Here is a 23476-nt window from a genome sequence, read left to right as displayed (position 1 = left end):
CCTCGCCTCACAAGTTCGGCCAGGGAACCCTGCCGGAGTGGGCCCTGCGCCCTTTTGGACCTCGAAAAGGGCCCTTACAGAGCAGTCGAGGAGGGGGTGGGGATCGTCATGGTGAACGTGCTGCCGCTGCCCAGGGCACTGGCGCAGGCGATGGCCCCGCCGTGGCGTTCCAGGATGGTCTTGGTGATGGAAAGGCCCAACCCGGCTCCGGGGATGGCCGCGTCCCGGGCCGACTCGGCGCGGAAGAACCGGCTGAAGACCTTGGCCGCGTCCTCCGGCGCCATGCCCATCCCGGTGTCCTGAACAACAAGCTTGACCCAGTCGTCGTTGCCGGCCGCGCTGATGGTCACAGTGCCGCCGTCGGGGGAGTACTTGATGGCGTTTGACACGAGGTTGTCCAGTGCCTGGCCGATCCGCAGCGGGTCGGCGTAGGCCCAGAGCGGGGAGGGAACGTCGGCCACGAGGGCTACGGCTGACCGCTCCGCGTGCGCCTGGGCTGAGCCGATGCTGGTCTCGACGAGGCCGGAAATGTCGGTGCGTTTCGGGTGGACGTTCAGGGCGGCGGACGCCTCAAGCGTCAGGTCCGAGACCAGTGCGAGCAGCCGTTCGGAGTTCCGCTGCACCACGTCCAGGCGTTGGACCGTGAGGGCGGAGAGCCCGTCGCTGTCCTCGAGCACCAGGTCGATGTTGCCCAGGATGGAATTCAGCGGCGACCGGAATTCGTGGGACACGTTCGAGACCAGTTCCTCGTTCGCGGCCATGGCTTCAACCAGACCCGTCACGTCGCTGTAGACGACCACCGCTCCGGTGAGGCGGCCGCCGTCGTCCATTAACGGCCTGGCGGCGGTGGACACCGCGCGCTGCTGTGGGACATCGCCAATCCAGACGAGATAGTCCGCGAACGATTCACCCCCGACGGCGCGCCGGAGGGGACGCTTGTCCGGTGGCAGGGGAGTCACTTTGTCTTGGGCGAAGACCAGCTGTTCGCCGTGGTCGGCAGGCGCGACGCCGGCCGGTGCGGCGGGCTGCTGCCAACGCCGCATCATGTTGTTGGCCAGCAGCTGGTCACCGTTCGAATCGACGGCAACAATGCCGACGTCGGTAGCGTCCAGGATGGTCATCAGAAGTTTCTCGCGTTCCCGGCTCGCGGCCAGCAGTTCCCGCAGTTCCTCGCCCATGGCCTGCAGCTGCCGCTGCTGAACCCGCATATTGACGCTGGCGAATCGGATTGCGAGTGAAACAGCCAGCATAACGAGGGGGAAAAGAACGAGGGCCGTGATGTCCGATGCCGTAAAGTTGGGGAATTTTGCGGCCGTTGTGGGGAGCATTATTAGGAGCGGCCCCAGAGCGCTCAGCACGAGGCTGGTGCGAACCATGATCCCGGACGCGGCCAGCCAGATTACCGGAAATACGACCAGAATTGCCAGGCCCGGCAGGAGCGGCGCGGCGCCGTTGCGCAGCAGCGCGATCGCCAGTAGGTCAAGAATCGGAATCACCAAGTAGGAGCTATGGGGCAGGCGCTCCCAAGGAGTGAGGAAACAGGCCACGAAAAGCATGAGATGAAGGGCGATTGCAGCCAAGTAGAGCGGACTGACCAGCAGGGATGGCCAGGTGAACGGTGTCATCACGCCGAGGACGGCGACAATCAGCGACAGCGGAAGCTGGCACAGTGCCACCTGGGTGCGGGGGCCAAGTTTTTTGAAATAGAGCGCCACCGCCCGGGGTGAGGGACGTACGGGCATAGGATATCCACCTTTTCTGACGGCCCCAATTCCGTCCCCAATGAATTTATGCGCCCGAATTCCTGAAGGGCGGCACAGTCAACCATCTGAATCCTAATGCGTATGCGTTGTCATCGTAATTGACTTTCCAAAACTAATCTCTAGAAGGCGTGTTATCTGCCGTTCATACTTGTACCGTATAGAGAGTTGGAGTGGATGAGGGATTGGCGCTGGGCTGATGGGGGCCTCGTCCACCTGGCAACAGGGATAGACATGGAAGATCTTGGGGTAGCTGTAGTAATTGAAGATGACGCCGATGTGCGGAACCTCCTTGAGGGAGTGCTTCGCCAGGCAGGCTTTGAGGTCCATACTGCCGCCGAAGGGCGGGAGGGCGTAGAAGTGGTACGACATAACAAGGCCCAGGTGGTCACGCTGGACATCGGCCTTCCGGACATTGACGGGTTTGAGGTCCTGCGGCGGATCAGGAATTTCAGTGATGCCTACGTTGTGATGCTGACCGGCCGGACCGAGGAGCCGGATCTGCTCTCGGCCCTGAACGCCGGGGCGGACGACTACATTGCCAAGCCCTTTCGGCCGCGTGAACTCCGGGCCAGGGTGGCGGCAATGATGCGCAGGCCGCGCCATGAGGTCACCAGTCCACCCGAGGCGGCTGCATGGGCTTCACCTCCGGCCGCGCCGGCAACCTTCACCCACGCGGGAGTTCTCCAGCACAACGGGCTCATTCTGAACTACCGGACGCGCACGGTGGTGATTGGTGAAGTCAACCTCGGGCTCACGCGCAGCGAGTTCGACCTCCTGCACACTTTGCTCCGCGGCGAGGGGGCGGTGTGTACGCGGTCCGATCTGGTGCGAGCGGTCCGGGGTGACCTTTATGAGCCCGATGCGTATATCAGTGAGGCTGACGAGCGGGCCGTGGAAGTCCACGTCGGGAACCTGCGCCGCAAGCTTCGGGAGGATCCGCTGTCACCGCGCTGGCTTCAGACGGTGCGCGGAGTGGGCTACCGGCTCGCACCAACAAGGACCGACCTGCAGGGCTGGCCGGGGGCTGGTCACTGAAGGGTTAGTCGTCTTTCAGGATGTAGTTCGCGTGGAGTTCTGAGACTGTACGAAAGCCGTGCTCGGCCACGATTGCCAGCAGGGCCTGGCCCTGGGCGAAGTCGCTGCGGCGGATGGCATCCTCCAGTGCTTGAGCCAGGACTGACAAACGGATCCCGCCCACCATGGCTGAAGCGATCCGCAGGCTGATGACGGCGTCCAAGGCAATGGGGCGGTCCCCGGTGTGGACCGCTGCCGACAGCCGGCTGAAGCGCTGGTCCCACAAAGACGCGTAATCGCGCGCGAATCCAAGTGCAAGTTCCGGGCCGTCCAGTTCTGCTTCCAGCTCCGCCAGGATGTCCGGTTCGACCCAGCGCATGGCCTCTTCTCCCGTCTGCTGCTGTCCGGAAGGCACGTCCACAACAGACCCTGCAGCCGACGGCTCGGCAGGGACACCCCCGCTGCTGGAGGTGAGTCGTGGACTATTCATGCTTCAAGGCTACTTCCTGTAGTTACTTGTGAGTCCGTTTTGAGTAGAACCTGTGGAAACCTTGAGTCATCCTTGCATGATGATTTTTCGGGGTCATTGCCCGCTGAATGTGACAACCGTGTTGATAACCGCCGGCCCCAGAATGGCAATAAAGAGCACGGGAAAAATAAAGAACAGCAGCGGAAAGAGGATCATCACGGGCAGTTTCATGGCTTTCTCCTCGGCACGCTGGCGGCGTTTTACCCGCATGACCTTTGCCTGGATGCGCAGGACCCGGCTGATGGCGATGCCGTAGGTATCGGCCTGGATTACGGCTTGGACGAAGCTCCGAAGTTCAGGAATGCTGGTCCGCCCTGCCAGCGCCTGGTAAGACTCACGGCGGCTGCGGCCCACCTGCATGTCCTGCAGCGTGCGGACCAGCTCTTCAGCCAGCGGCCCTTTGCCGTTTTCGCCGGCCCGGGCCATAGCCCCTTCGAAGCCGAGGCCGGCTTCCACCGAGATCAGCATCTGGTCAAGCGTGTTGGCCAGTTCCAGCTGCATGGCCTTCTGGCGTTCCGTGCCCTTGCTGTAAAGCATCAGGTCCGGGATAAAGTAACCCAGGAAGAGCAGGAAGATGCCCGCGAGCTTCATGATCGGTGTGCTTCCGACGGCGCTCAGGTAGATCCCGAGGGACGCACCCGCCAGTCCGATGGCGAGCTTGGAACCAAGAACCTTTCCCAGGGGCATGGAAACTGGCCGTCCTGCCAGCGAAAGGAGCCTGTCCAGGAATGCGACGTACGTGGGCGGAGTCAGCCGCCGCCCGATGGATTCGAGCAAGCCTGTCTTGGGCTCAGGTACTGAGCCTGAGAGGGAGGCGCCACGGCTGAGGAGCTCGGCGGTTACTACCCGGCCCTTTTGATCGGCTGTCAGGACTGACCAGGCCACCGCGGCCACGGGAACGCAGACCAGGACCACGGAGAGGAGTATCAGGGGGTTCATCATGTCCTCAGAACTTCAGGTCGATGATCTTGCGCATCCACAGCGAGCCGATGGCCATAAGGACAAACGAGGCACCCAGCATGGCCCAGCCCAAGGGATGGCTGAACATTGGATTCATGTAGCCAGGGTTCAGTGTCATGAGCATAAGCACAATGCCGAACGGCATGGCAATGAGAATGTACGCGGAGAACTTTCCTTCCGCGGCGAGGGCCTTGATGTGGCCCTTGATTTCGCCTCGTTCCCGGATGGTTTCGTTCACCTGGTCCAGGACCTCCGCAAGGTTTCCGCCCACCTCGCGGTTGATCTGGATTGCTTGGGAAACCCAAACGAAGTCTTCGTTCTTCATCCGGAGAGCGGTGTCGTTGAGTGCTGCCAGCAGCTCACGGCCGAGGCTCGTCTCGGTGATCACACGCCGCATCTCTTCCGACGTCGGTTTCTGGGACTCTGACGCGGCTGCGTCGATCGCGCGGAGGATACTGTGACCTGCGCGCAGTCCGCCGGAGAGGAGCTGAAGCGAATCGCTAAGCTGCGCATCAAACTTAGCCCGCCGCTTCCCCGCCAGATAATTCAGCACGAGATGCCCTACGAAGGGCGACAGCATTGCCAGAAGTAACCCGATGAGGGGCCCGACGGTCACGATGCCCACGAGGAATCCCACACAAGCGCCGGCGGCCACAAGGATGAAAAATTCCGCCTGGCTCAGCCGGAGTCCAGCGATTTCAAGCTGGGCACGGGAGAAAAGCTGGACATTGCGTCCTCCAAGCATCCGCTCGAAGGAGGCCACTGCGGAGGCCGCAAAGCGCGTCAACGTCGTCGGCGGGTTAGATTCGAACGGACGACGGCGGTCCAACGGCACCTCGGGGGTGCCGGGGGCCAGTACTGCGATGCCGAGGAGGCTGATCGCCGCCAGCAGGACGACGATCCCCACGTACAGTGTCACGGCGGTCATTTAGCGACCGGGGAGAGAGAACCGGCAAACACCGCCGGTGAGACGTGGATACCGAGATCTTCGAACCGGTCAATGAACCGCGGCCGGATGCCGGTGGCAACGGGTTTGCCAAGGAACCGGCCATGGGCGTCCACCCCGGCCGAGTAATCGAAAACGAACGCATCCTGGAGGGTGACGATGTCCCCTTCCATGCCCTGGACCTCAGTCACATGAGTGATGCGGCGGGATCCGTCCCGCAGGCGCGAGATCTGGACAATAAGGTTCACGGCGGACGCGATCTGTTCGCGGATGGCCCGCAACGGCAGGTCCATGCCGGCCATAAGCACCAGCGTTTCCAGACGGGCGACGGCGTCGCGGGGCGAGTTGGAGTGCACCGTGGAGAGAGAGCCATCGTGGCCGGTATTCATGGCCTGCAGCATGTCAAGGGATTCACCACCGCGGACCTCACCCACCACGATGCGGTCCGGCCGCATACGCAGGGAATTGCGCAGCAGTTCGCGGATGGTCACCTCGCCCTTGCCTTCGGTGTTCGGCGGACGGCTTTCAAGCCGGACCACATGCTGCTGTTGGATCTGCAGCTCCACGGCGTCCTCGATGGTCACGATCCGTTCGTCTCCCGGAAGGAACGAGGACAGGACGTTAAGTAGGGTCGTCTTGCCGGTTCCGGTGCCGCCGGACACGATGATATTCAGTTTGGCCTTCACACAGGCGTCCAGCAGTTCAGCCATCTCCGGGGTCAGGGTGCCGAAGTCAATCAGGTTGCGGACCGTCAGGGGTACCTTGCTGAACTTTCGAATGGTCAGCGATGATCCGCCAACGGCCAGTGGCGGGATGACGGCGTTGACACGTGAGCCGTCCTCAAGCCGGGCGTCCACCAGCGGAGATGACTCGTCAATCCGGCGCCCCACCTTGGAAACAATGCGCTCAATGACCTTACGCAGATGCTCTTCGGAGCTGAAGCGCGATTCGGTGAGCGTGAGCTTGCCTTTGCGTTCGACATAGATCTGGTCCATCCGGTTGACCATGATTTCCGTGACGGCCGGATCGTCCAGCAACCGCTGTAGCGGGCCATAACCGAGGACGTCGTCGGCGACATCGCGGACAAGCCGGATGCGTTCCTCAGCGGACAGTGGAACCTGCTCCGCGTCAATGATCTTGGTGAGCTCTTCCTTCGCAGTGCTCCGGAGCTCATGTTCTGTCACTGACGCATCGTTGAACCGCGTACCCATCCGTTCAAAGAGGGCGTTCGCGGCACGCAGTTTCATCGCAGCAAAGACATCCACAGGTTTTGACTTGGGTGTCTGGGCCGCCGGGTCCGATGCAGTGGCTGGTGAAGGTACGACGGCGGCAGGGTGCAACCCAGCGGATTCCTCCACCCTCGCCGCGGACGCCGCACGCTGGGGGACGGTGGTGCGGACCGACGTCATGCCTTTGACGGCAGGGTTCACGGGGTGCGCAGGGTGCGCGGCCTGGTTCCTGTCCTGGACTGCGTTGATCCGGTCGGAGAGTTTCATTAGATGACCACCCTTCGGTGAAGCTTGCGCTGGGCCTGGGTCCGCCAGGCGGGGTTGAAGCGTTCAACCAGCTGCTTGAGGCTCTTGACAGCGGGATCCTTTTTGGATTCCTGCAAGACGGGGATGCCCCGGTTGGTGGAAAGCGCAACGGCGCGGGAACGCGGGATGCTGATGTCCACGGGAGCGCCGATGGTGGATTCGACGTCCTGGACGGTCAGGCCTGCCTTGGCATCAGCCATGTTCAGGACTACATGCCGTGACTCCGGCGTGATTTCCAATTGCCGGAGGACTTCCAGGCCGGACCGCAGGCCGCGAAGGCTGGGGATGTCCATGGCACTCACCCACACCACATCGGTGCACTGTTCCATGGCCGCAATCCCGATCTCGGGGAGACCGGGTGCAGTGTCCAGGACCACGTACTGGAACTCCCTGGCCAGCTGCTCAAGCAAGTGCGTGATCTGATCGGGCGTGATGTGGTCAGCATCCACCGGGGTTGGCGGCGCACAGAGGGCGTAGATACCGGCCGGATGGACGGTCAGGAAGGCCTTAAGGACAAGGGAGTCCTGCGCTGCGGCCGGTGTCACGGCGTCCGTGACGGTGTGCTCGGGATTGAGGTACAGGCCGGAGGCGACATCGCCGAACTGGAGGTCCAGGTCAACGATGACAACGCTCATGGGTGCGATCTGGCCAAGACCGATGGCGATGTTAGTCGCAAGAGTGGTCTTGCCCACGCCACCCTTGGGGGAAAATACTCCGACCACGAGTCCCTTGCCGGCATTTTCGGCCGGCGGTGAATCAAGAGTGCGGTTTCGGGTCGCGAAGGACTGGCAGGCATGTTCCAGTAGGACGCGAATCTCGGCGGCATCGGCGCTGGGGCTCATTATGTCCCGGATACCCGCGCGCATAGCGTGGAGAAGGACGGACGGATCGGCATCGCTGACGAGGACAATGCTGAGCCCTGGCAGCTGGACGTCGAAGACCTTTGCAAAACGCAACGCCTCATCAGCGAAAACATCCGGGCCGATTATGAGAACCTCGGGCTGCTCCTGGTTGAGGAGGGCAAAGAGTTCCTGCGGGCCGGCTGGGAGGATGTCCGAAGCGATGGTCTGCACCGTGCCCCGGATTCCGTTCGCTACGGCCTGGCGAAGTTTGCGGTCGAAATCGATGTTGGGGGAGAGGAGGACAAAGCGGCTCACTTGTGCACCACTTCCTTGCGCTCGATGCGGGGGCCGTTGTCCTGGGCGTCGAGGGGTTCCTTGGTGAGCCAGATGCGGCCGAACTCGGAGGCGAAAACGATCTTGCCGGCGTCGACGTCGTTGACCGCGACGGTGAGCATGAGGGAGCCCACGGGGAGGGTGGTGTCCTGCGGGTCCGGTTCGCCTTCCGCCGGTTTCCCTGCAGGCTCAGTCTGGGGGGCACGTTGGACCGCGGTGACCAGGGCCTTGCGGACCGTCAGCTGTGTAGTCTCATCTTCGGGCCTGGCCTTGAAGGCTCCCTTCTCGAACGAGAGGAAAAAGCCGACGTGGTCTCCGACCTTGATGCGTCCGCCGACCACCCTTTTGGGCTCCACTTCGAAGGAGACTTCCTGGAAGCCGGCGGGTACTTCCATGGCGCCGTCACGTTTTACTTGTTCCGGAGCGACGAGCCGTTCGGCGAGTAGCTGCTCACCCGGCAGGAGGTCCACGGCGCTGGCGGTGCCTGCGGAGTTGTCCAGGGTTTTGAGGGCGGTGTCGGCGACGCCTGCGGCGGGAACCTGCTCAAGGGCAAGGGACGCGGCCATCTCCTTAACGGGTGTGCCTGCGGGAATTGCTGTCTTGACCACCAGGACATCCACGGGTTTGGTGGTGGCCATGGCGCGCTGGTCGGCGCCCTGGGCGTAGAAGATGATGAGAAGGGCGCCCACAATCGCCAATGCAATCGCAGCCGTTCCTGCCAGCAGGCGAGACTTCACTTTTTACTCCTGGGTTGGGGATTGGCGGGTGCGAGTGGGCTACAGGGTCATGCGGGCGATGGTGGCGCCGTACTCGTCCACTGGTCCGAGCGTGTAGCCGTCGGCGAGGGAGACGTACTTGACGAAGCTGCCGATGATTCCGCGGCAGTCGCCTTTACATTCAGTGGACGACGTCACGCCGGTGGCTGCAGAGATTTCGCTGCGGAATTCGTAGGGTAGCCCGCTGTTTCCGCTGAACTTCCAGCCGGTGACTTTGAAGGCGGCAAAAGATATCAGGCCGTACACGGCACCTGTCCCGGTGCCGACAACGCTGTTGAAAACGGGAAGGAGGACGACGATCTCCCTGCCAGCGGTGATTTCACTGGCCCAGCGGTTGAGTTCTGTGGAGCAGTTCCCCGGGGCGTTGTTGCCGGTATCGCTGCCGCCTTCGCTGAGGGCAAGATCGATGGTGCCGCCGCATTTACCGGCGTCAGGTGCCAGCCAGCCGAAGCCGCCGGCCACGGCAGCGCCGGACGGCCCGTAGTTGCAGTCCGGGTTGGTATTCGAACCGTGATCCTGGAGGAGCTGAAGCGAACCATCGACATGGCCCTTCACCTGGCAGATGGAGAAGGCGAGAGGAAAAGCGGTCCGTCCGGCCTTTGGACTGCCCCACACAGCCGAAGACCGGGCTCCGACCTCTTTGGTGGGGACACCGAGTATGTCCGCGAAGAACAGGGACACCGAGTTATCGGTGCCGCCGGTTTCCTTCGCCGATGTCGCAACAGCCACAGTCCGCGCTGTCTTATCGAGCGCAATGGAGTGGACCTTGCTCATGCCGTCCAGGGCATTTTGGTTCGCGAGGCTTCCGGCGAGCGTTGACGTCGTCGAACATAACGGATCGCTGGCATCACGGGCGCACTTCTGGGCCATGCCGATGGCGGCGGCGTCGGCGCCGCTCTGGAGCTGTGCGCGTTCGGAGTGGATCACTCCGAAGTCGACGGCGATCGCCACGGAGCCAAGGAGGACCACCATGAGGAGTGCCACGATGACAGTGATGGCGCCGCGTTCGTTGGCTTGCGTGTCCTGGGTCAGCCGCCGCACAGCATGACTCCTTTTCCTGTCATCGGAAACGGGCCGGCGATGCCGGTGATGGTGGACAGTTTGTACTTGATGGTCAACGTCACCTGGTTGCCGGTGCTGCAGACATCGGTGCTGAGCGTGACGTCGGAGGTGGGAATCGCCGTGCTGACGGATGCTGCCGCATTTTTAGCCGCGGTCTTCGCGCCGGCGGGGTCATTGCCGATTGCCATGACCCGGACGCCGTCGCGGGCGGCATTCGTGAGGGTGATCTGGGCATTGTAGGCGCGGCCGAATTCAATGGTTCCCAGCACCAGCATGAGGAGAACAGGCAACAGGATCGCGAACTCGACGGCGGCCGCCCCGCGCTCTGATGGTTCACGCATCCGCCGCATCCCTCTCTTGTATTCCAGTGAGCTGCACTGTTTTCAGGGCGTGGAAACAGGTTGTGCGGCGCAGTTTTGGGCTGCCCCGCACAACCCCTTGAGCGTGGTTAGATCGCCACGTCCGAAGTCCCAAATTGCTCCCGGGAGGTGGCGGCTTAGATGGTGTTGTTGACCGTGTCGAAGAGGCCGTCCAGCGTTGTGCCCAAAAGGCTCACGGCGACGATGATGACGACGGCGATGAGGCCAACCATGATGCCGTATTCGACAGCAGTTGCGCCCTTTTCGTTGTCGAGGCGGTTCTTAAGTTTGACACCGAGTGTCTGAAGGGTGGCGATAAGAGAAAGCATTTCGTACTCCTGAGCGAGTCGGATGGCTGGCCCTGCACCAGCTCTGATACTGAAGCTAGCAATCCTTGATGCGACATTGATCGGACCTCGCTACATCCTGCGCAAAGGCTTCCTATCTTGCGCATTTCCTGCGTTCCACCTTCGCGTTTATTGTGTTGAGGCTCGGAATGGCTCGAGGCCGGGGCACACAAACGGACCCCCTCGGTTCTGGGTTCCGAGGGGGTCCGGTATTTGGGCGCCGAGTGGCGCGGCGGGCTTGCTTAGAACAGTATTTTCATGATGTTGATGGCTGCCGGGCCGAGGAGGACGATGAAGAGCACCGGGAAAATGAAAACGAGGAGCGGGAAAAGTACTTTGACCGGCAGTTTCATTGCCCTTTCCTCCGCTCGCTGCCGGCGCTTCACCCTTGCCTGCTTGGCTTGTGTACGGAGGACTCTTGCGAGGCCAATGCCGTACTTATCGGCTTGGACAACGGCACGCACGAAGCTGCGCAAATCTGCCACCGAAGACCTTTCTGCGAGAGCTTGGTAAGACTCCTGGCGAGGACGCCCAACTTGCATGTCCTGGAGTGTCCGCATCAGCTCTTGGGCCAGAGGTCCCTCCCCGTACTGACCGGCCCTAGCCATGGCAGCTTCGAAGCCTAGTCCTGCCTCCACAGAGATAAGCATCTGGTCGAGCGTGTTCGGCAACTCGAGTTCTATGGCTTCCTGGCGCTTTACCCCCTTGTTGTACACCAACAGGTCCGGAACGAAGTAGCCAAGTACGGTCACGAAGAGCCCGATGCCAACACTCTGCGGCGTTGGTGAGTTACGAAAGACCAGAATGCCGACTACCGCTCCCGCCAGAGCAAGAAGCGGCTTGGCTACGATCAGCTTCTCAAGGGGCATCGACACGGGACGGCCTGCCAGAGAAAGCCATCGATCTAGTTTTGCTTCGTAACTGCCAGACGTGAGCTTTTTCGCAACTCCCAGCATCAGGGGAGGACGCGTAGAAGCAATTGCCCCGTTCTGGGCGAATCCCTGGCCGAGATTTGATTGGACTGCTAGAGCTCCACGTCGGTCTAATGTGACCAGAACCCACGTGAAGTAGGCCAGCGGCAGCATAATGGCCGCGATGATAAGCCAGGCTATTGGAGTCATGAGGTCCCCCCTAGAACTTGATCTTTACGGTGCGGCTCATCCAGAACCCACCACAGATGAACATGACCAGGCTGACGGCCACGAGCAGGTTGCCCACGGGCTCCTCAACGAAAACGCTCATGTAGGTCGGATTGATGAACGAAAGCATGACCGCAACAGCGACTGGCATGCCCATCAGGACCACGGCAGACATCTTGCCTTCAGCACTCAGGGAGCGAACCTGTCCTTTGATCTCACTACGCTCGCGGATCGTTCCTGCCACTTGTTCAAGTACCTCGGCAAGATCGCCACCAACTTCCCTGTTGATCTGGATGGCTTGCCCGATCCAACGGAAGTCCTCGCTGTCCATTCGTTCGGCTGTTTCATCCAATGCCTGCCGGAGGTCCATCCCGATGTGCGTTTCGTTAACGATCCTTCGCAGCTCTTCAGAGGTGGGTGCCTCGGATTCCAAGCCCGCAGCCTCCATGGACCTCATAACGCTGTGACCCGCGCGCAGCCCACCAATAAGCATCTGGATGGTGTCAATGAGTTGGGATTCGAACTTGCCGCGGCGTTTGTCAGTGCGGATACTCAGGACCAGACGCGTTACGAAGGGTACTACTGCACCTAGGACGACGCCGATCACAGGGTTGGTCAGCAGTGCCCCCATGAAACCAGCCAAGAAGGAAACGACTGCCACCATGACGGTGAAATCAGCGGGTCCCATCTTTATGCCGGCGTTGTACAGTAAATTTTGGTTGAAGGGTCCGCCGGACTTGCCCAGAACTCCGCCCATGCCATTGACAACTGATTGTGAAACTCTGCTGAATGATGACTGATCCGGCGCCGACTCGGGACGCCTGCGGTCTACGGGAATTGCTCCATACTGTGGCTTCAGAACAACGAGGAACAGCACAAGCAATGCGCCGAAGCACGCCACAATGGCGGCTATGAGGACGATTGGATTCTCCACCGACTACCGCCTCCCCTGTGGTGGATTCATGCCGCCGCCAAACACGGCAGGCGACACGGTGATGCCCAGTTCCGAGAAGCGGTCCAAAAACCGCGGACGTATTCCAGTGGAGACAGGCTTGCCGAGGAATCTCCCCTGCGCGTCCATTCCCGCTGCATAGTCGAAAAGAAACACGTCTTGGAGAGTTACGATGTCGCCTTCCATACCCTGGACCTCCGTTACATGCGTCACCCGGCGGCTCCCATCGCGCAGCCTGGTCACCTGGATGATGAGGTCGACCGCTGACGACACTTGCTCGCGGATGGCTCGAAGCGGCAAGTCCATTCCGGCCATGAGAACCAACGTCTCCAGACGGGCAACGGCGTCGCGTGGGGAATTGGCGTGCACTGTGGAAAGGGAACCATCGTGACCGGTGTTCATCGCCTGAAGCATGTCCAGAGACTCGCCGCTGCGGACCTCCCCCACAATGATTCGGTCCGGGCGCATGCGGAGCGAATTGCGGACCAGTTCGCGGATGCCGATCGCACCCTTGCCTTCGATGTTCGGCGGCCGGCTTTCTAAGCGAACCACGTGCTCTTGTTGCAGTTGGAGTTCTACAGCGTCTTCGATGGTCACAATGCGATCCTCTTCGGGGATGAAAGAGGACAGTACGTTCAGCAAGGTGGTCTTACCTGTACCTGTTCCGCCGGAAACGATGATGTTCAGCCGGGCCTTGACGCACGCACTAAGAAGTTCCGCCATTTCTACCGTGATGGAACCCCACTCAATGAGGTTACGCACCGTCAGCGGCACATGGCTGAACTTGCGAATGGTGAGGGACGGGCCATTCACCGCAAGAGGTGGGATGATGGCGTTCACTCGAGAGCCATCCTCCAAGCGCGCATCTACCAGGGGCGATGATTCGTCGATTCGACGACCGACCTTCGACACGATGCGCTCGATGACTTTTCGCAGGTGGTCATCGGAGCTGAACTGCGAACCCGTCAAGCTGAGATGGCCGTTTCGCTCGATGTAGATCTGGTCAAAGCGATTCACCATGATCTCAGTTACGGACGGATCCTCCAGGAGTCGTTGTAGTGGTCCGAAACCCATGACCTCGTCCGCAATTTCGCGGATCAACCGGCGCCGTTCTTCCGGCGACAACGGAACTTGTTCATCGTCGATGACCGCCGAAAGCTCCTCGACTGCAGATGCCCGGAGCTCGTCTTCGGACCCCGAGGAATCACCGAACCGGGTTCCCATGCGTTCGAAAAGCGCAAGCGCAGCCCGCTGTTTGAGTCCGGCCAAGGCATCGACAACTGGCGGTGGTGTTCCGTTCAAAGATGCCAATGGTGATCCAAATGATGGGCGGGCCGGTGCTGGCGGCAAGTCCTTAAGTCCCCGCGTTGGCGGTGAGATTTCGACTGCTGTAGCAGCGATGTCTTCTGGGATGGCTGCGCCGCCGTCGTTGTTTGACCTGGAGAGCCGATCTGAAAGCCTCACGATACAACCACCCTTCGGTGAAGTTTGTTGTGGGTTGAAGACACCCAAAGCGGGTCGAAGCGATCCACCAGCCTCTTAAGGCCTTTTGAGGCTGAGTCTCTGATGGTGCTCTGCAGCACCGGAACACCGCGATTAGTTGAGAACGGAAGCGTCCGTGAACGTGGAATGATGGCATCTATCGGGACGCCGATGGTGGCCTCGACATCCTGCACTGAGAGTCCGCTTTTCCGGTCCGCAAAGTTGAGTACGGTATGCCTGCCTTGCGGCAGGAGTTGCAGTTCCTTAAGGACACTGAAGGACTTGCGGAGGCCCCGGACGCTTGGCACATCCATCCCGCACACCCAGACGCCGTCGGTGGCCTGCTCGAGAGTGGCCAGGACGTGTTCCCCTAACCCGGGGGCAGTGTCCACAATGACGTACTTGAATTCACCTGCCAGCTGGTTGATCAGGCGGCTGACATGGTCCGCCGTTATGTAGTCCGACTCAGCTGGCGTCCGGGGTGCACAGAGTGCATAGATGCCGGCGGGATGCACGGTGAGGAACGCCTTAAGGACCATCGAGTCCTGGGCTGCAGTGCCATGCACAGCTTCAGTAATGCAGTGCTCAGGCTCAAGCATGAGTCCTGACGCCACATCACCGAACTGCAGATCCAGATCCACAATCACCACGGCCATTGGAGCGACCTTGCCCAACCCGATGGCCAGGTTAGTGGCCACAGTGGTTTTGCCGACTCCTCCCTTGGGGGACATCACCGCGATTACGCGGCCACGCTCCTGCCCCGATTCGGCAGCCGGTGCCATTCCCCTACGCCGACTCGCTGAAGCGAGGCATGCGCGTTCGAGGAGGATGCGGAGGTCGTTAACGACGATTTCCGGGGTGACAACGTCTCTGATGCCAGAGTGCATAGCACGAAGCACAAGATCGGGCGTGGGCTCGGCAATTAGAAGGAGGCTGACCTCCGGGTACTGAAGGTCAAATACTGTTGCGAGCTTCAGCGCGTCGTCTGGTGCTACGCCAGGGCCTAGAATCAGGACTTCCGGCGGTGCCCCGTTGAGCTGCTTGAAGACATCATCTGGACCACCCCGCAGGACGTCCGGGGTAAGGGTCTGCAGCTCGCCGTGCAGGGCGCCGGTGATCGCCTGCCGAACGCGGCCCTCAAAATCCCGAACCGCTGTGATGGCAACAAAGCGGCTCATTAGTACAGTCCTCCAAAGGTTGTGACCGGGGGGTCACTCTTCGTGGTGGCGTCCGTCTGCTTGGCAAGCCAGATCGTGCCGAACTCTGCGCCAAAAACCATCTTGGCTGCATCGGCGTCGCTCCTGGCGACGGTGATGAATGCGGACCCGTTTGGCATCGCGATTCCGCTATCTGTAGTCCCAGTGCCGTCGTTGCTCCCGGACTTCTTGGTATCGGGTGCCGCTTTCTGCACCGCTGTCACCAGGACGTCATGGAACAGAAGGCCCGTGGACTGCTTCCAGCCCTTGATCTCGGCTGGAACGGTGGCGTCTGCTGGCATGCCGTCCTCGGATTTGAAGGATGTGTAGACAGTGACCGTGTCACCAGCCTCAAGGCGGCCGCCCAGGATGCGCTCAGGGGAGAGGAGGAATGTGACCTCTTCCAGTCCATCGGGAACGGGAACGGTCCCTGGCACGAGTTCTCGGGGATCGACGAGCCGGGATGCGAGGAGCTGTTCCCCGGGCTCTAAAGCGACGGAGGTTACCTTGCCTGACTGATCGTTGAGATGCTCAAGGGCTCCTTCGGGAACTGCAGCCTGCGGAATTGCTTCCACTTGGACGAATTTGTTGAGGTCTTCTGCTTTGGTGCCGGCGGGTACCGATTCTTTGATCACGAGCACATTTACGGGTTCGAGCCCTTGCGCTGCCCTAGCGTCGGCTCCCTGTACATAAACCACGAGTAGTGCAGTTCCGATGATTGCCAACACTAGTGCCGCAATGCCTCCCAGTAGGCGTGATTTCACTTCATTGCTCCTTTTTAGATGAGACTGAATGAGTCGGAGAAACCCGGCTCTGTGTGGGCCTCAATTGCTTAGAAAGACCCGCGTGGCACCGTAATTGGGTTGTCCGCCCGTAGAGGCTATTCCCTCTTCAATCGAGACGAAGCGGGTGAAGTAGCCTTGAATGCCTCGGCAGTTACCGCCATCGCAGGCTGGGGCGAGTGGATCCAGGTCGGTGAGCCCCGGACCACCGCCGAACTTGAAACCGGTTACTTGAAAAGCGAGAAAGCCAGACAACTCGTACTCTGTCTTCTGGCCGTTCTTTGTAGCGGTCGTAAACACGGGGATGAGGACCGGCGCATCCTTGATCGTGGCAGGCATGTCGTGGCAGACGTTCGGCAAGTCGTTGCCCGGGTTGCTGCCCACTTCGCTGTTGGCGACGTCGATGTCGGTTGAGCAGCCACTGTCGGTGTCGAGCCAACCAAACCCACCGGGTGCATAGCCGTTTTGAGCGTCGCAGCCTGGAAATGTGGGCACATTCTGGTCATATCGGAAGAGGATGCGTGTGGGGACAGGATCACCTGTAAAGGTCTGCGTTGAGTTGAATTCGGCAAGCTGCGAGGGCGACAGAAATTGCTTGAACACACACTCGCTGATTGTCCATGGCAAAGTCTTCGCTGCTGAAGGAGTGCCCCAGGTGGCCTCAGCTCTGGCGTGAATGACGCTGCTCTCATGGCCCAAGACCCGGGCAAAGTACAACGCGAAGCTATCGTCTGTGGAACCCGGTGCTTGGGCGTTGGTCTCAACGCGCACAGTGGTGGTATTTGGTTGGGTAACCGAGAAAACCCCGCTGGCGCCATCCCTGGCGTTGTCGTCAGCGAGCCGGTTATCAGAGTCAGTCATTGCCGCGGCACAGTTAAGACCTTTGGCGCAATCACCTGCAATGGCGAGGGCAGTCGCGTCTGCTCCGTTCTGCAACTGAGCTTTCTCTGCATACATGGCTCCGACGTCTACGGCCAGCGCGCCGAAGCCCAGTAGAACCACCATAGAGATTGCCACGAGTACCGCAGCGGCCCCTCGCTCCTTCCCGTGGACTTGTTCGGGACCGTTACCGTCGAACTTCGAAGTCAGGTTCAGCCACCGCATCTCATCACTCCTACTCCTTCGAGCGCCATTGGGAAGATACCTGGAGATCCGAAGAAGCCGGCATCAAGAAAGCCCGAAAGGGAACCAAGCGTGACGCTGGTGGTCACAGTCACATTCGCTCCTGGGGAACAGCTGTCGGCATCGTCGTCAACCGCTACACCCAGCCCTGCGAGGGATGGAGCTGCTGCCAATGCCGTGCCTCCAACATCAAGGTCCGCGTCGTTGTAGTGGATGGCAGCATGCCGGGCGCCCTCACGAGCGGCCTGAGTCAACGAGTTTAGAACGTTGAATACACGACCAAACTCCATAGTGCCAATGAGAATTAAGAGCAGTAGGGGCAACAAAATTGCCATTTCAACGGCTACTGCGCCGCGCTCCTTCTGTTTCGGTTTCAAGACCGTCTCCCCGGATCTAGCTTCATCGCAGGTGCTATTGATTCACCGCAACCATGCGTGAGTTTGAGGTGCTGTAAAGAATCTGGCGCCGACCTTGAGATCGGCGCCAGATCCACTTGGGATTGGACTACGGGAGCTGACCGTTGACGTCCTGGAACAGCTGATCGATGCCGAGGCCCAAGATGCCGGCACCGACTGCGACGATCACTGCAATCAGCGCGACCATCAGGCCGTATTCCACCATCGTCGCTCCCTTTTCAGATGCGAGACGATCCTTCACGCCGGCAACAAAAGCCATCATGGAGACCATAAGAGAAGTCATTTTATTATCCTTAATTCGATGAAAGTGATTTTTTTGATGTTTCAACGAATTTCCAGCTGCCCCCATAATTCCTTAGCGGCTGGACTTCGCTAAGAAGAGATTGTCATTGGCGGTTCTAGGCAACAATGCGTAGTAGTACTCGACTTTTTCAGGGGCCTTTTCCGTGCGTACTCGGAACCTATATGCGAGTACTTAGATTGGTGGACGCATCAATAGACGACTACTTGGATTCCTGTTGCGCGAGCAACCAGGGATGGGGATTGGGCCGATCCCAGGCCTAGAGCATCAAGAGCCCGACGCCCAGTACGGCGCCGATCATCGATGGCCCGTGAGCCACCTCTGACGTGCGCTCTTTGCGGTTTCGTGCCACGACAAGCACCGTCACAAGGCCGTTCAGAATGAACCCCAGCAGTCCGCCGTAAAGGAGTTGGCTCCAGCCTAGGTATCCCAAGTAGAGGCCCACGGGAGCGGCGAGCTTGACGTCGCCCATTCCAAGGCCCGCTGGCGAGATTAACGCCAGAATCAGGTAGGTGACGAAGAGAATTGCGGTGCCGGCCAGTGCGCGAACGAGGCTGGACCACTGTTCCCCGCCAAATGTGGCCCCTAAGAGGAATAAAAGGCCCCCTAGTAATAGCGCAAGCACCAAAGGGTTCGGCAGCAAATGCAGCGAGACGTCTATTCTCGCCAGCTGCACACCAAGAACGGCGAGGAGCAGGAATGCCGGCAATTCTGGGTCGACGCCGAACCGGAATGCGAAGGCGGCGCAGAGGGCGGCGGTGATCGCCGCCGTCGTGATCCTTGCCCGCAGACCAGGCAGAGGACCGACGCGGGGGAGCAGCTTGGCAATGAGCAGTTCGGCCAACGGTGAGAGAATGAGTCCCAAGAGGCCGATGGCGGCCACGAACAGTGGCCCGGCTGAGCCGGCGTCGCCCCAAGAAGTCACTGTATCCCCTGCTTAAGTCGGGCCGGCGGAATCATGAATGAGCCTCCGGCTACCCCATTTTGACCCTGAGGCCCGGTTCAAGCTAACATTGGTAGTCGTTGTGCGTGTCCTTTCTCGATGATGCGTGCCCGCTTGAGAATCCGGTTGCAGGATAACTACTCAACGAGCACATTCGAGACCTGAGGATGACTGGTTACATAGAGCCCTCACCTCTGTTCCGGTAGCGCATAGATAGTAGGTGCACACGCTTGAGTGACACCTAAACAAGAACGCCAGAACAAGAACGAGGCAAAAACCGTGCGTACGTACACCCCGAAGCCCGGCGATATCAACCGCCAGTGGCACGTCATTGACGCCACAGACGTTGTCCTTGGTCGTCTCGCGAGCCAGACCGCAATCCTGCTGCGCGGCAAGCACAAGGCCACCTTTGCGTCCCACATGGACATGGGCGATTTCGTCATCATCATCAACGCTGAAAAGGTCGCCCTGACCGGCGCCAAGCTGGAGCAGAAGCGGGCATACCGCCACTCCGGCTACCCGGGCGGCCTGACCTCCGTCAACTACGCGGAACTCCTGGAATCCAACCCGGTCCGCGCCGTTGAGAAGGCCATCAGGGGCATGCTTCCCAAGAATTCCCTCGCTGCACAGCAGCTGGGCAAGCTGAAGGTGTACCGCGGTGCAGAGCACCCCCACGCCGCCCAGCAGCCCAAGACGTTCGAAATTTCCCAGGTCGCCCAGTAGTCCTGGCCACCAAACAACTTATCTATACAAGGAGAATCGTGGCTCAGAACGAAGAGACCACCGAGGCCGTTGTGGCTGAGGAAAACCCGACCAGCTACACCTCGGAGAGCGGTCCTGCGGAAGCAGAAGCGCCGAAGAAGGAACGCCCGGCACTGACCGTTGCCGGCGCCGCAGTTGGCCGCCGCAAGGAAGCTGTTGCCCGCGTGCGCATCGTCCCCGGCACCGGCAAGTGGACCATCAACGGCCGTGCGCTGGACAACTACTTCCCGAACAAGCTGCACCAGCAGGACGTCAACGAGCCCTTCAAGATCCTCGATCTTGATGGCGCCTACGACGTCATTGCCCGCATCCACGGTGGCGGCATCTCCGGCCAGGCCGGTGCCCTGCGCCTCGGCATCGCCCGTTCGCTGAACGAGATCGACACCGAGAACAACCGCGCCACCCTGAAGAAGGCCGGTTACCTGCGCCGTGACGCACGCGTCATCGAGCGTAAGAAGGCCGGTCTCAAGAAGGCCCGTAAGGCTCAGCAGTACTCCAAGCGCTAAGTCGTCCGCTTGCACAGAAGCCCGTCCCGCCATTGGCGGGGCGGGCTTTTGCCGTACGCCCCGAAAAGGCATTTTGCTTTTGTTTGAACCAGATGGACGCGCTCGTGGACCGAGAACTGACCTGCCCACGTCGAGTAGCGGCAGGAGCCGCTCGCTGGCGGACCACGCGATGTGCACATGAAGCGGTGCGAGTAGAAGGGCCCTGGCCCACCTACCAAATTTCGAGTGTTACGGCAGCAGGTTGAAGTACTGGGCGGCGCCGATTTGCTCCGCAGGATACTGAGCTCTGACCCATTCGACAATTCTTGCGGACTCGCCACGGCCCTCTAGCGTCAAAGGAGGCAGTTCCTGGATGACCAGTGAGCTCACTTGTCCGTGGTCCACCATCATCTGGAATTGTTCCAGTGTGGGGAACGGATCCGTGCCATCAAAGCCGCCAAGGGGCAGCACGGATCGTTTGCTTTCCAGCTGGTAATTCGCTGCAGTCTCTGATCCCACCATCGCAGCTGCCCATGCTGTGCTGGGGGGTGCAGCAATGAGCCGCGAAACGACGCCTCTTTCCGGTATGTCGCCGAACATCACTGCCGTGAAACTCGGGGGCATATCCGACCCGAGTTGCTGGCGATCAGGGTGGTCAGTTCGGATGCCTAGAATACTTGGTCCAGAAACGACTCCTGCGCCCGCGTGCGGGCTTAGGACTGTATTGACCGACCACACTACGGGCCCAGCCATTAGGGTGACTGCTAGGAGGCCTGTGGAGATGGTCCGGAGGGCAGCCGTAGGCGGAGGAAGAAGCTGAAGAGCGATAGTGCTTGACCATAGGACCAAAGCAACTTGAGGGCCCACAGGAAAATCAGCAGTAGAGCGTACGGCAGAAAGGAAGCCGAGGACCATGGTGCTGAGGAAAGTGGCGGCCAGCGCTAACCGAATATTCCGGCGGCTCCGCAGGCGGTACATATGGATCAGGCCTACGGCAGCCAAGCCGCACAATGGCGGGATTGCCGTGAGGGCGTAATAGGGATGAACGATGCCCGACATGAAGGCGAGGACGGTGGCGGAGCACAAGAACCACACTCCACAGAGTACGAGGAATGCACGATAATTCCGACTGCCGCTGCGTCGTATTAGATGCCAGATGGCAAAGCACAGGCCGGCGATGGCGAGTGGCAAAAACCACCCGAATTGTCCGGTGAACTGCGGCTGGAGGAACCGCTGGAATCCTGGGTCCAGTTTTTCCGCTAAGTGAGCTGCCGTGGGGGACATGGTGCGGCTGGCGTCCTCGCCGGTAAGTCGATCCAGGCCGTTGTAGCCCAAGGTCAGTTCCACCGCGCTGTTGAGACGTGATCCTCCTACAAAGGGACGGCTGGAAGCGGGTGTCAGTTGCACGAGAACGAACCACCACCCCCCGGCAATGGCCGCCGCCAGAAGGGCGCCACAGAGGTGCAGTATCCGCCTAATCAAGGGAGCAGTGGCAAACATCAGGTATGCCGCAGCAACGGCTGGCAGGACCAGTGCCACCTGAAGTTGTTTGGTCAGTAAGGCCGCACCGGTGAGCGCGCCGGCAAAGATAAGCCACCGGGGGCTGCCACGGCGGATTGATTCCAGCGCTGTATAGGCCACTCCGATCATCAGCAGTACAAGTAGGGCATCCGGGTTGTTGTAGCGGAACATGACTGTTGCTACCGGCATTGCAGCGAAAAATGCGGCGGCTAAAAGCGCGCTGGCAGCATTGACGTAGGTTCGAACCATGCGGTGAAGCAGATAGACGCTCGCGACGCCCATGAGTGCTTGTGGGACCAGGATGCTCCAAGGACTCAGGCCAAAGGCCCAGACAGATGCGGACATCACCCAAAGGCTGAGCGGAGGCTTGTCGACGCTTATTGCGTTGCCTGGGTCAGACGACGCGAAAAAGAAGGCTGTCCAATCCTGGGAACCTGCCATGGCTGCGGCAGAATAGTACGAATTGGCCCAGCCGTTATGGTCCAGGCCCCACAGATAAAGCAGGCTGGTTAGCACCATAAGGGCACATAGCGCTCGGCGTTCCCACGACGGCCGGGTCAGTCGTCGAGAGAAGCGACGCCGTTCTTCGGGCGTACTCGCGGCAGGAGATACTTCCGTCGAGATCTGATCGGAGCCCATAGGGTCGTCGGTTGAAGCCCTCAAGCGACTGGTGCCGTTTTGACGCCAGGGGACACAACGTTTTTGGAGGTGCCCTCCGAGCTGCGAACACGGAATACCCATATTCGTAGCAGGGCAAAGCGCATGAGCGTGGCGAGGACATTGGCGGCGGTGAGCGTCACGAGCTCCATGGTAGATGAAGAGTTCGGCGAGACGGCATGGAGGACCAGTAGCGATGACGAAGTGATTGACCAAGCCAGCGCGAACACCACCAACCCTTGGAACTGCTGGGTGAAAAGTTTCTCTGGCCCATTGATACCGAATGTGAAGCGGCGATTGGCCGCCGTATTGCCAACCGCGGTCAGGAGGAGAGCCAAGAAATTGGCTTGCTGCGCCCCAAGGGAGCCTTGGAATAACATGAACAAAAGAGCGAAGGCCATGGTGGAAATCGTTCCCACCATGGCGAACCTAATTACCTGACCAAAGAAGCTAGGCCGTGACTGGGGAACGATAGGACGCCGTCCCAGCTCGGCGTAGATTGCTTGAACGGGAATCGAGCCCCTTACCAACGATCCTGCGACGCGTATGAGTCCGCGGACGTCATCGAACGCAGTCTGCCGGATGTCTACTCGGCTGTCGGGATCATCTACCCAGTCCACTGGAATCTCATGAATCCGAAGGCCAGATCGTTCCGCGATAATCAGAAGCTCAGTATCAAAGAACCAGCCGTTGTCCTCCACATGAGGAAGTAATCTTCTGGCAACATCTGCGCGGATGGCCTTAAACCCACACTGCGCGTCGGAGAACCGCACCTGCATGGTGCGTTTCAGTAATAAGTTGTAAGAGCGGGAGATGAACTCACGCTTCGGACCGCGGCTGACGCGGGAGTTTTGACCGAGTCGTGTGCCGATGGAGATATCGGAATGGCCGGATAGCAGGGGCGCGACCAGCGGGGGAAGGGCCGCAAGATCTGTTGAGAGGTCGACATCCAAATACGCGAGAACCTCGGCGTTGGACGCGCTCCAAGCGTCGCGAAGCGCATGACCGCGTCCCTTGGCATTCAAACGCCGGTAAGTGACGTTTGGCAATTTTTCGGTCAAGCGAGTAGCAATACTTGGCGTATTGTCCGTGCTGGCGTTGTCAGCAATTGTGATTTGCCATGTCGATGGCATTTCAAGTGTCAGATAGTTTGCGAGCGTAGTGATGCTCTTTTCGAGTACAGTTTCCTCATTGAAAACCGGTACAACAATTTCAAGCGCCAGGCCCCCATGGCAAGGTTTCATGCTGTGTA

The 23476-nt window shown here is 60.1% G+C and carries 24 protein-coding genes; 3 read left to right on the top strand and 21 right to left on the bottom strand.

Annotation, left to right across the window (positions count from 1 at the left end; genetic code table 11):
• Positions 1-74: 74 nt before the first annotated feature.
• Complete coding sequence (locus tag ASG77_RS09400) at positions 75-1742, bottom strand: sensor histidine kinase (RefSeq protein ID WP_056344322.1); 1668 nt, start codon at positions 1740-1742, stop codon at positions 75-77.
• Between the two features lie 252 nt (positions 1743-1994).
• Here ASG77_RS09400 and ASG77_RS09395 point away from each other — a divergent pair, with 252 nt between their 5' ends.
• On the top strand, positions 1995-2798 hold the full coding sequence (locus tag ASG77_RS09395; RefSeq protein WP_056345150.1) for a response regulator transcription factor: 804 nt from the start codon (positions 1995-1997) through the stop codon (positions 2796-2798).
• A gap of 4 nt (positions 2799-2802) precedes the next feature.
• Here ASG77_RS09395 and ASG77_RS09390 read toward each other — a convergent pair whose 3' ends face one another.
• The 18 genes from ASG77_RS09390 to ASG77_RS09305 all read right to left on the bottom strand — a co-directional run bounded on the left by ASG77_RS09390 (position 2803) and on the right by ASG77_RS09305 (position 18781).
• Complete coding sequence (locus ASG77_RS09390) at positions 2803-3267, bottom strand: Hpt domain-containing protein (protein ID WP_235564425.1); 465 nt, start codon at positions 3265-3267, stop codon at positions 2803-2805.
• Between the two features lie 93 nt (positions 3268-3360).
• The gene (locus tag ASG77_RS09385; RefSeq protein WP_056345148.1) at positions 3361-4245 is read right to left on the bottom strand and encodes a type II secretion system F family protein; all 885 of its coding nucleotides are present in this window, start codon (positions 4243-4245) and stop codon (positions 3361-3363) included.
• A gap of 7 nt (positions 4246-4252) precedes the next feature.
• A complete protein-coding gene (locus ASG77_RS09380; RefSeq protein WP_442854237.1) occupies positions 4253-5194 on the bottom strand; it encodes a type II secretion system F family protein in 942 nt (313 codons plus the stop codon).
• Positions 5191-6459 (bottom strand): CpaF family protein, encoded by a 1269-nt coding sequence (locus ASG77_RS09375; protein ID WP_442854239.1) that lies wholly within the window; start codon positions 6457-6459, stop codon positions 5191-5193. Before ASG77_RS09375 ends, ASG77_RS09380 begins: the two co-directional genes overlap by 4 nt.
• Positions 6460-6707: 248 nt before the next feature.
• Complete coding sequence (locus ASG77_RS09370) at positions 6708-7904, bottom strand: AAA family ATPase (RefSeq protein WP_056344314.1); 1197 nt, start codon at positions 7902-7904, stop codon at positions 6708-6710.
• Positions 7901-8659, bottom strand: a complete 759-nt coding sequence (cpaB, locus tag ASG77_RS09365; RefSeq protein WP_056344312.1) for a Flp pilus assembly protein CpaB — start codon at positions 8657-8659, stop codon at positions 7901-7903. The genes ASG77_RS09370 and cpaB (ASG77_RS09365) overlap by 4 nt, the downstream gene beginning before the upstream one ends.
• A gap of 39 nt (positions 8660-8698) precedes the next feature.
• Positions 8699-9739, bottom strand: coding sequence for a pilus assembly protein TadG-related protein (locus ASG77_RS09360; RefSeq protein ID WP_056344309.1), 1041 nt, complete (start codon positions 9737-9739; stop codon positions 8699-8701).
• Positions 9727-10101 (bottom strand): TadE/TadG family type IV pilus assembly protein, encoded by a 375-nt coding sequence (locus ASG77_RS09355; RefSeq protein ID WP_056345143.1) that lies wholly within the window; start codon positions 10099-10101, stop codon positions 9727-9729. Before ASG77_RS09355 ends, ASG77_RS09360 begins: the two co-directional genes overlap by 13 nt.
• A 155-nt stretch (positions 10102-10256) precedes the next feature.
• Complete coding sequence (locus tag ASG77_RS09350) at positions 10257-10448, bottom strand: Flp family type IVb pilin (protein WP_056344306.1); 192 nt, start codon at positions 10446-10448, stop codon at positions 10257-10259.
• A 260-nt stretch (positions 10449-10708) separates the two neighbouring features.
• Complete coding sequence (locus tag ASG77_RS09345) at positions 10709-11587, bottom strand: type II secretion system F family protein (RefSeq protein ID WP_056344303.1); 879 nt, start codon at positions 11585-11587, stop codon at positions 10709-10711.
• Between the two features lie 10 nt (positions 11588-11597).
• The gene (locus ASG77_RS09340) at positions 11598-12539 is read right to left on the bottom strand and encodes a type II secretion system F family protein (protein WP_056344300.1); all 942 of its coding nucleotides are present in this window, start codon (positions 12537-12539) and stop codon (positions 11598-11600) included.
• A gap of 3 nt (positions 12540-12542) precedes the next feature.
• Positions 12543-13868 (bottom strand): CpaF family protein, encoded by a 1326-nt coding sequence (locus ASG77_RS09335; RefSeq protein WP_235564423.1) that lies wholly within the window; start codon positions 13866-13868, stop codon positions 12543-12545.
• A 149-nt stretch (positions 13869-14017) separates the two neighbouring features.
• Positions 14018-15217 (bottom strand): AAA family ATPase, encoded by a 1200-nt coding sequence (locus tag ASG77_RS09330; protein ID WP_056344292.1) that lies wholly within the window; start codon positions 15215-15217, stop codon positions 14018-14020.
• A complete protein-coding gene (cpaB, locus tag ASG77_RS09325) occupies positions 15217-15999 on the bottom strand; it encodes a Flp pilus assembly protein CpaB (RefSeq protein WP_056344290.1) in 783 nt (260 codons plus the stop codon). Before cpaB (ASG77_RS09325) ends, ASG77_RS09330 begins: the two co-directional genes overlap by 1 nt.
• 60 nt (positions 16000-16059) lie before the next feature.
• A complete protein-coding gene (locus ASG77_RS09320) occupies positions 16060-17121 on the bottom strand; it encodes a TadE/TadG family type IV pilus assembly protein (RefSeq protein ID WP_082575930.1) in 1062 nt (353 codons plus the stop codon).
• Complete coding sequence (locus ASG77_RS09315) at positions 17109-17516, bottom strand: TadE/TadG family type IV pilus assembly protein (protein ID WP_056344286.1); 408 nt, start codon at positions 17514-17516, stop codon at positions 17109-17111. Before ASG77_RS09315 ends, ASG77_RS09320 begins: the two co-directional genes overlap by 13 nt.
• Positions 17517-17643: 127 nt before the next feature.
• Positions 17644-17838, bottom strand: a complete 195-nt coding sequence (locus tag ASG77_RS09310; protein ID WP_200950727.1) for a Flp family type IVb pilin — start codon at positions 17836-17838, stop codon at positions 17644-17646.
• Positions 17839-18115: 277 nt separating this feature from the next.
• A complete protein-coding gene (locus ASG77_RS09305; RefSeq protein WP_082575929.1) occupies positions 18116-18781 on the bottom strand; it encodes a prepilin peptidase in 666 nt (221 codons plus the stop codon).
• A 297-nt stretch (positions 18782-19078) separates the two neighbouring features.
• Here ASG77_RS09305 and rplM point away from each other — a divergent pair, with 297 nt between their 5' ends.
• Together rplM and rpsI are read left to right on the top strand one after the other, a co-directional pair.
• Positions 19079-19522 carry a 50S ribosomal protein L13 gene (gene rplM, locus ASG77_RS09300; RefSeq protein ID WP_056344281.1) on the top strand — a complete coding sequence of 148 codons (444 nt, stop codon included), beginning with the start codon at positions 19079-19081 and terminating at the stop codon, positions 19520-19522.
• A 38-nt stretch (positions 19523-19560) separates the two neighbouring features.
• A complete protein-coding gene (gene rpsI, locus ASG77_RS09295; RefSeq protein ID WP_056344277.1) occupies positions 19561-20067 on the top strand; it encodes a 30S ribosomal protein S9 in 507 nt (168 codons plus the stop codon).
• Positions 20068-20295: 228 nt separating this feature from the next.
• On the opposite strand, the gene ASG77_RS09290 is transcribed toward rpsI, so the two are convergent.
• Complete coding sequence (locus ASG77_RS09290) at positions 20296-22086, bottom strand: ArnT family glycosyltransferase (RefSeq protein WP_056344273.1); 1791 nt, start codon at positions 22084-22086, stop codon at positions 20296-20298.
• Positions 22087-22226: 140 nt separating this feature from the next.
• Positions 22227-23468, bottom strand: a complete 1242-nt coding sequence (locus ASG77_RS09285; protein ID WP_056344270.1) for a bifunctional glycosyltransferase family 2/GtrA family protein — start codon at positions 23466-23468, stop codon at positions 22227-22229.
• Between the last annotated feature and the right edge of the window lie 8 nt (positions 23469-23476).

Origin of the sequence: Arthrobacter sp. Soil762 (assembly GCF_001428335.1) — a bacterium.
Lineage (GTDB): Bacteria > Actinomycetota > Actinomycetes > Actinomycetales > Micrococcaceae > Arthrobacter.
Note: the sequence above shows the minus strand (reverse complement) of the source record. Positions and strands in the feature narration are given on the sequence as shown.

Excerpts from the sequence above, each read along its gene's own strand:
- ASG77_RS09400 (WP_056344322.1), bottom strand. The coding sequence starts at position 1,742 with ATGCCCGTACGTCCCTCACCCCGGGCGGTGGCGCTCTATTTCAAAAAA.
- ASG77_RS09395 (WP_056345150.1), top strand. The coding sequence starts at position 1,995 with ATGGAAGATCTTGGGGTAGCTGTAGTAATTGAAGATGACGCCGATGTG.
- ASG77_RS09390 (WP_235564425.1), bottom strand. The coding sequence starts at position 3,267 with ATGAATAGTCCACGACTCACCTCCAGCAGCGGGGGTGTCCCTGCCGAG.
- ASG77_RS09385 (WP_056345148.1), bottom strand. The coding sequence starts at position 4,245 with ATGAACCCCCTGATACTCCTCTCCGTGGTCCTGGTCTGCGTTCCCGTG.
- ASG77_RS09380 (WP_442854237.1), bottom strand. The coding sequence starts at position 5,194 with ATGACCGCCGTGACACTGTACGTGGGGATCGTCGTCCTGCTGGCGGCG.
- ASG77_RS09375 (WP_442854239.1), bottom strand. The coding sequence starts at position 6,459 with ATGAAACTGCGTGCCGCGAACGCCCTCTTTGAACGGATGGGTACGCGG.
- ASG77_RS09355 (WP_056345143.1), bottom strand. The coding sequence starts at position 10,101 with ATGCGTGAACCATCAGAGCGCGGGGCGGCCGCCGTCGAGTTCGCGATC.
- ASG77_RS09350 (WP_056344306.1), bottom strand. The coding sequence starts at position 10,448 with ATGCTTTCTCTTATCGCCACCCTTCAGACACTCGGTGTCAAACTTAAG.
- ASG77_RS09345 (WP_056344303.1), bottom strand. The coding sequence starts at position 11,587 with ATGACTCCAATAGCCTGGCTTATCATCGCGGCCATTATGCTGCCGCTG.
- ASG77_RS09330 (WP_056344292.1), bottom strand. The coding sequence starts at position 15,217 with ATGAGCCGCTTTGTTGCCATCACAGCGGTTCGGGATTTTGAGGGCCGC.
- ASG77_RS09320 (WP_082575930.1), bottom strand. The coding sequence starts at position 17,121 with ATGCGGTGGCTGAACCTGACTTCGAAGTTCGACGGTAACGGTCCCGAA.
- ASG77_RS09310 (WP_200950727.1), bottom strand. The coding sequence starts at position 17,838 with ATGACTTCTCTTATGGTCTCCATGATGGCTTTTGTTGCCGGCGTGAAG.
- ASG77_RS09290 (WP_056344273.1), bottom strand. The coding sequence starts at position 22,086 with ATGGTGCTAACCAGCCTGCTTTATCTGTGGGGCCTGGACCATAACGGC.
- ASG77_RS09285 (WP_056344270.1), bottom strand. The coding sequence starts at position 23,468 with ATGAAACCTTGCCATGGGGGCCTGGCGCTTGAAATTGTTGTACCGGTT.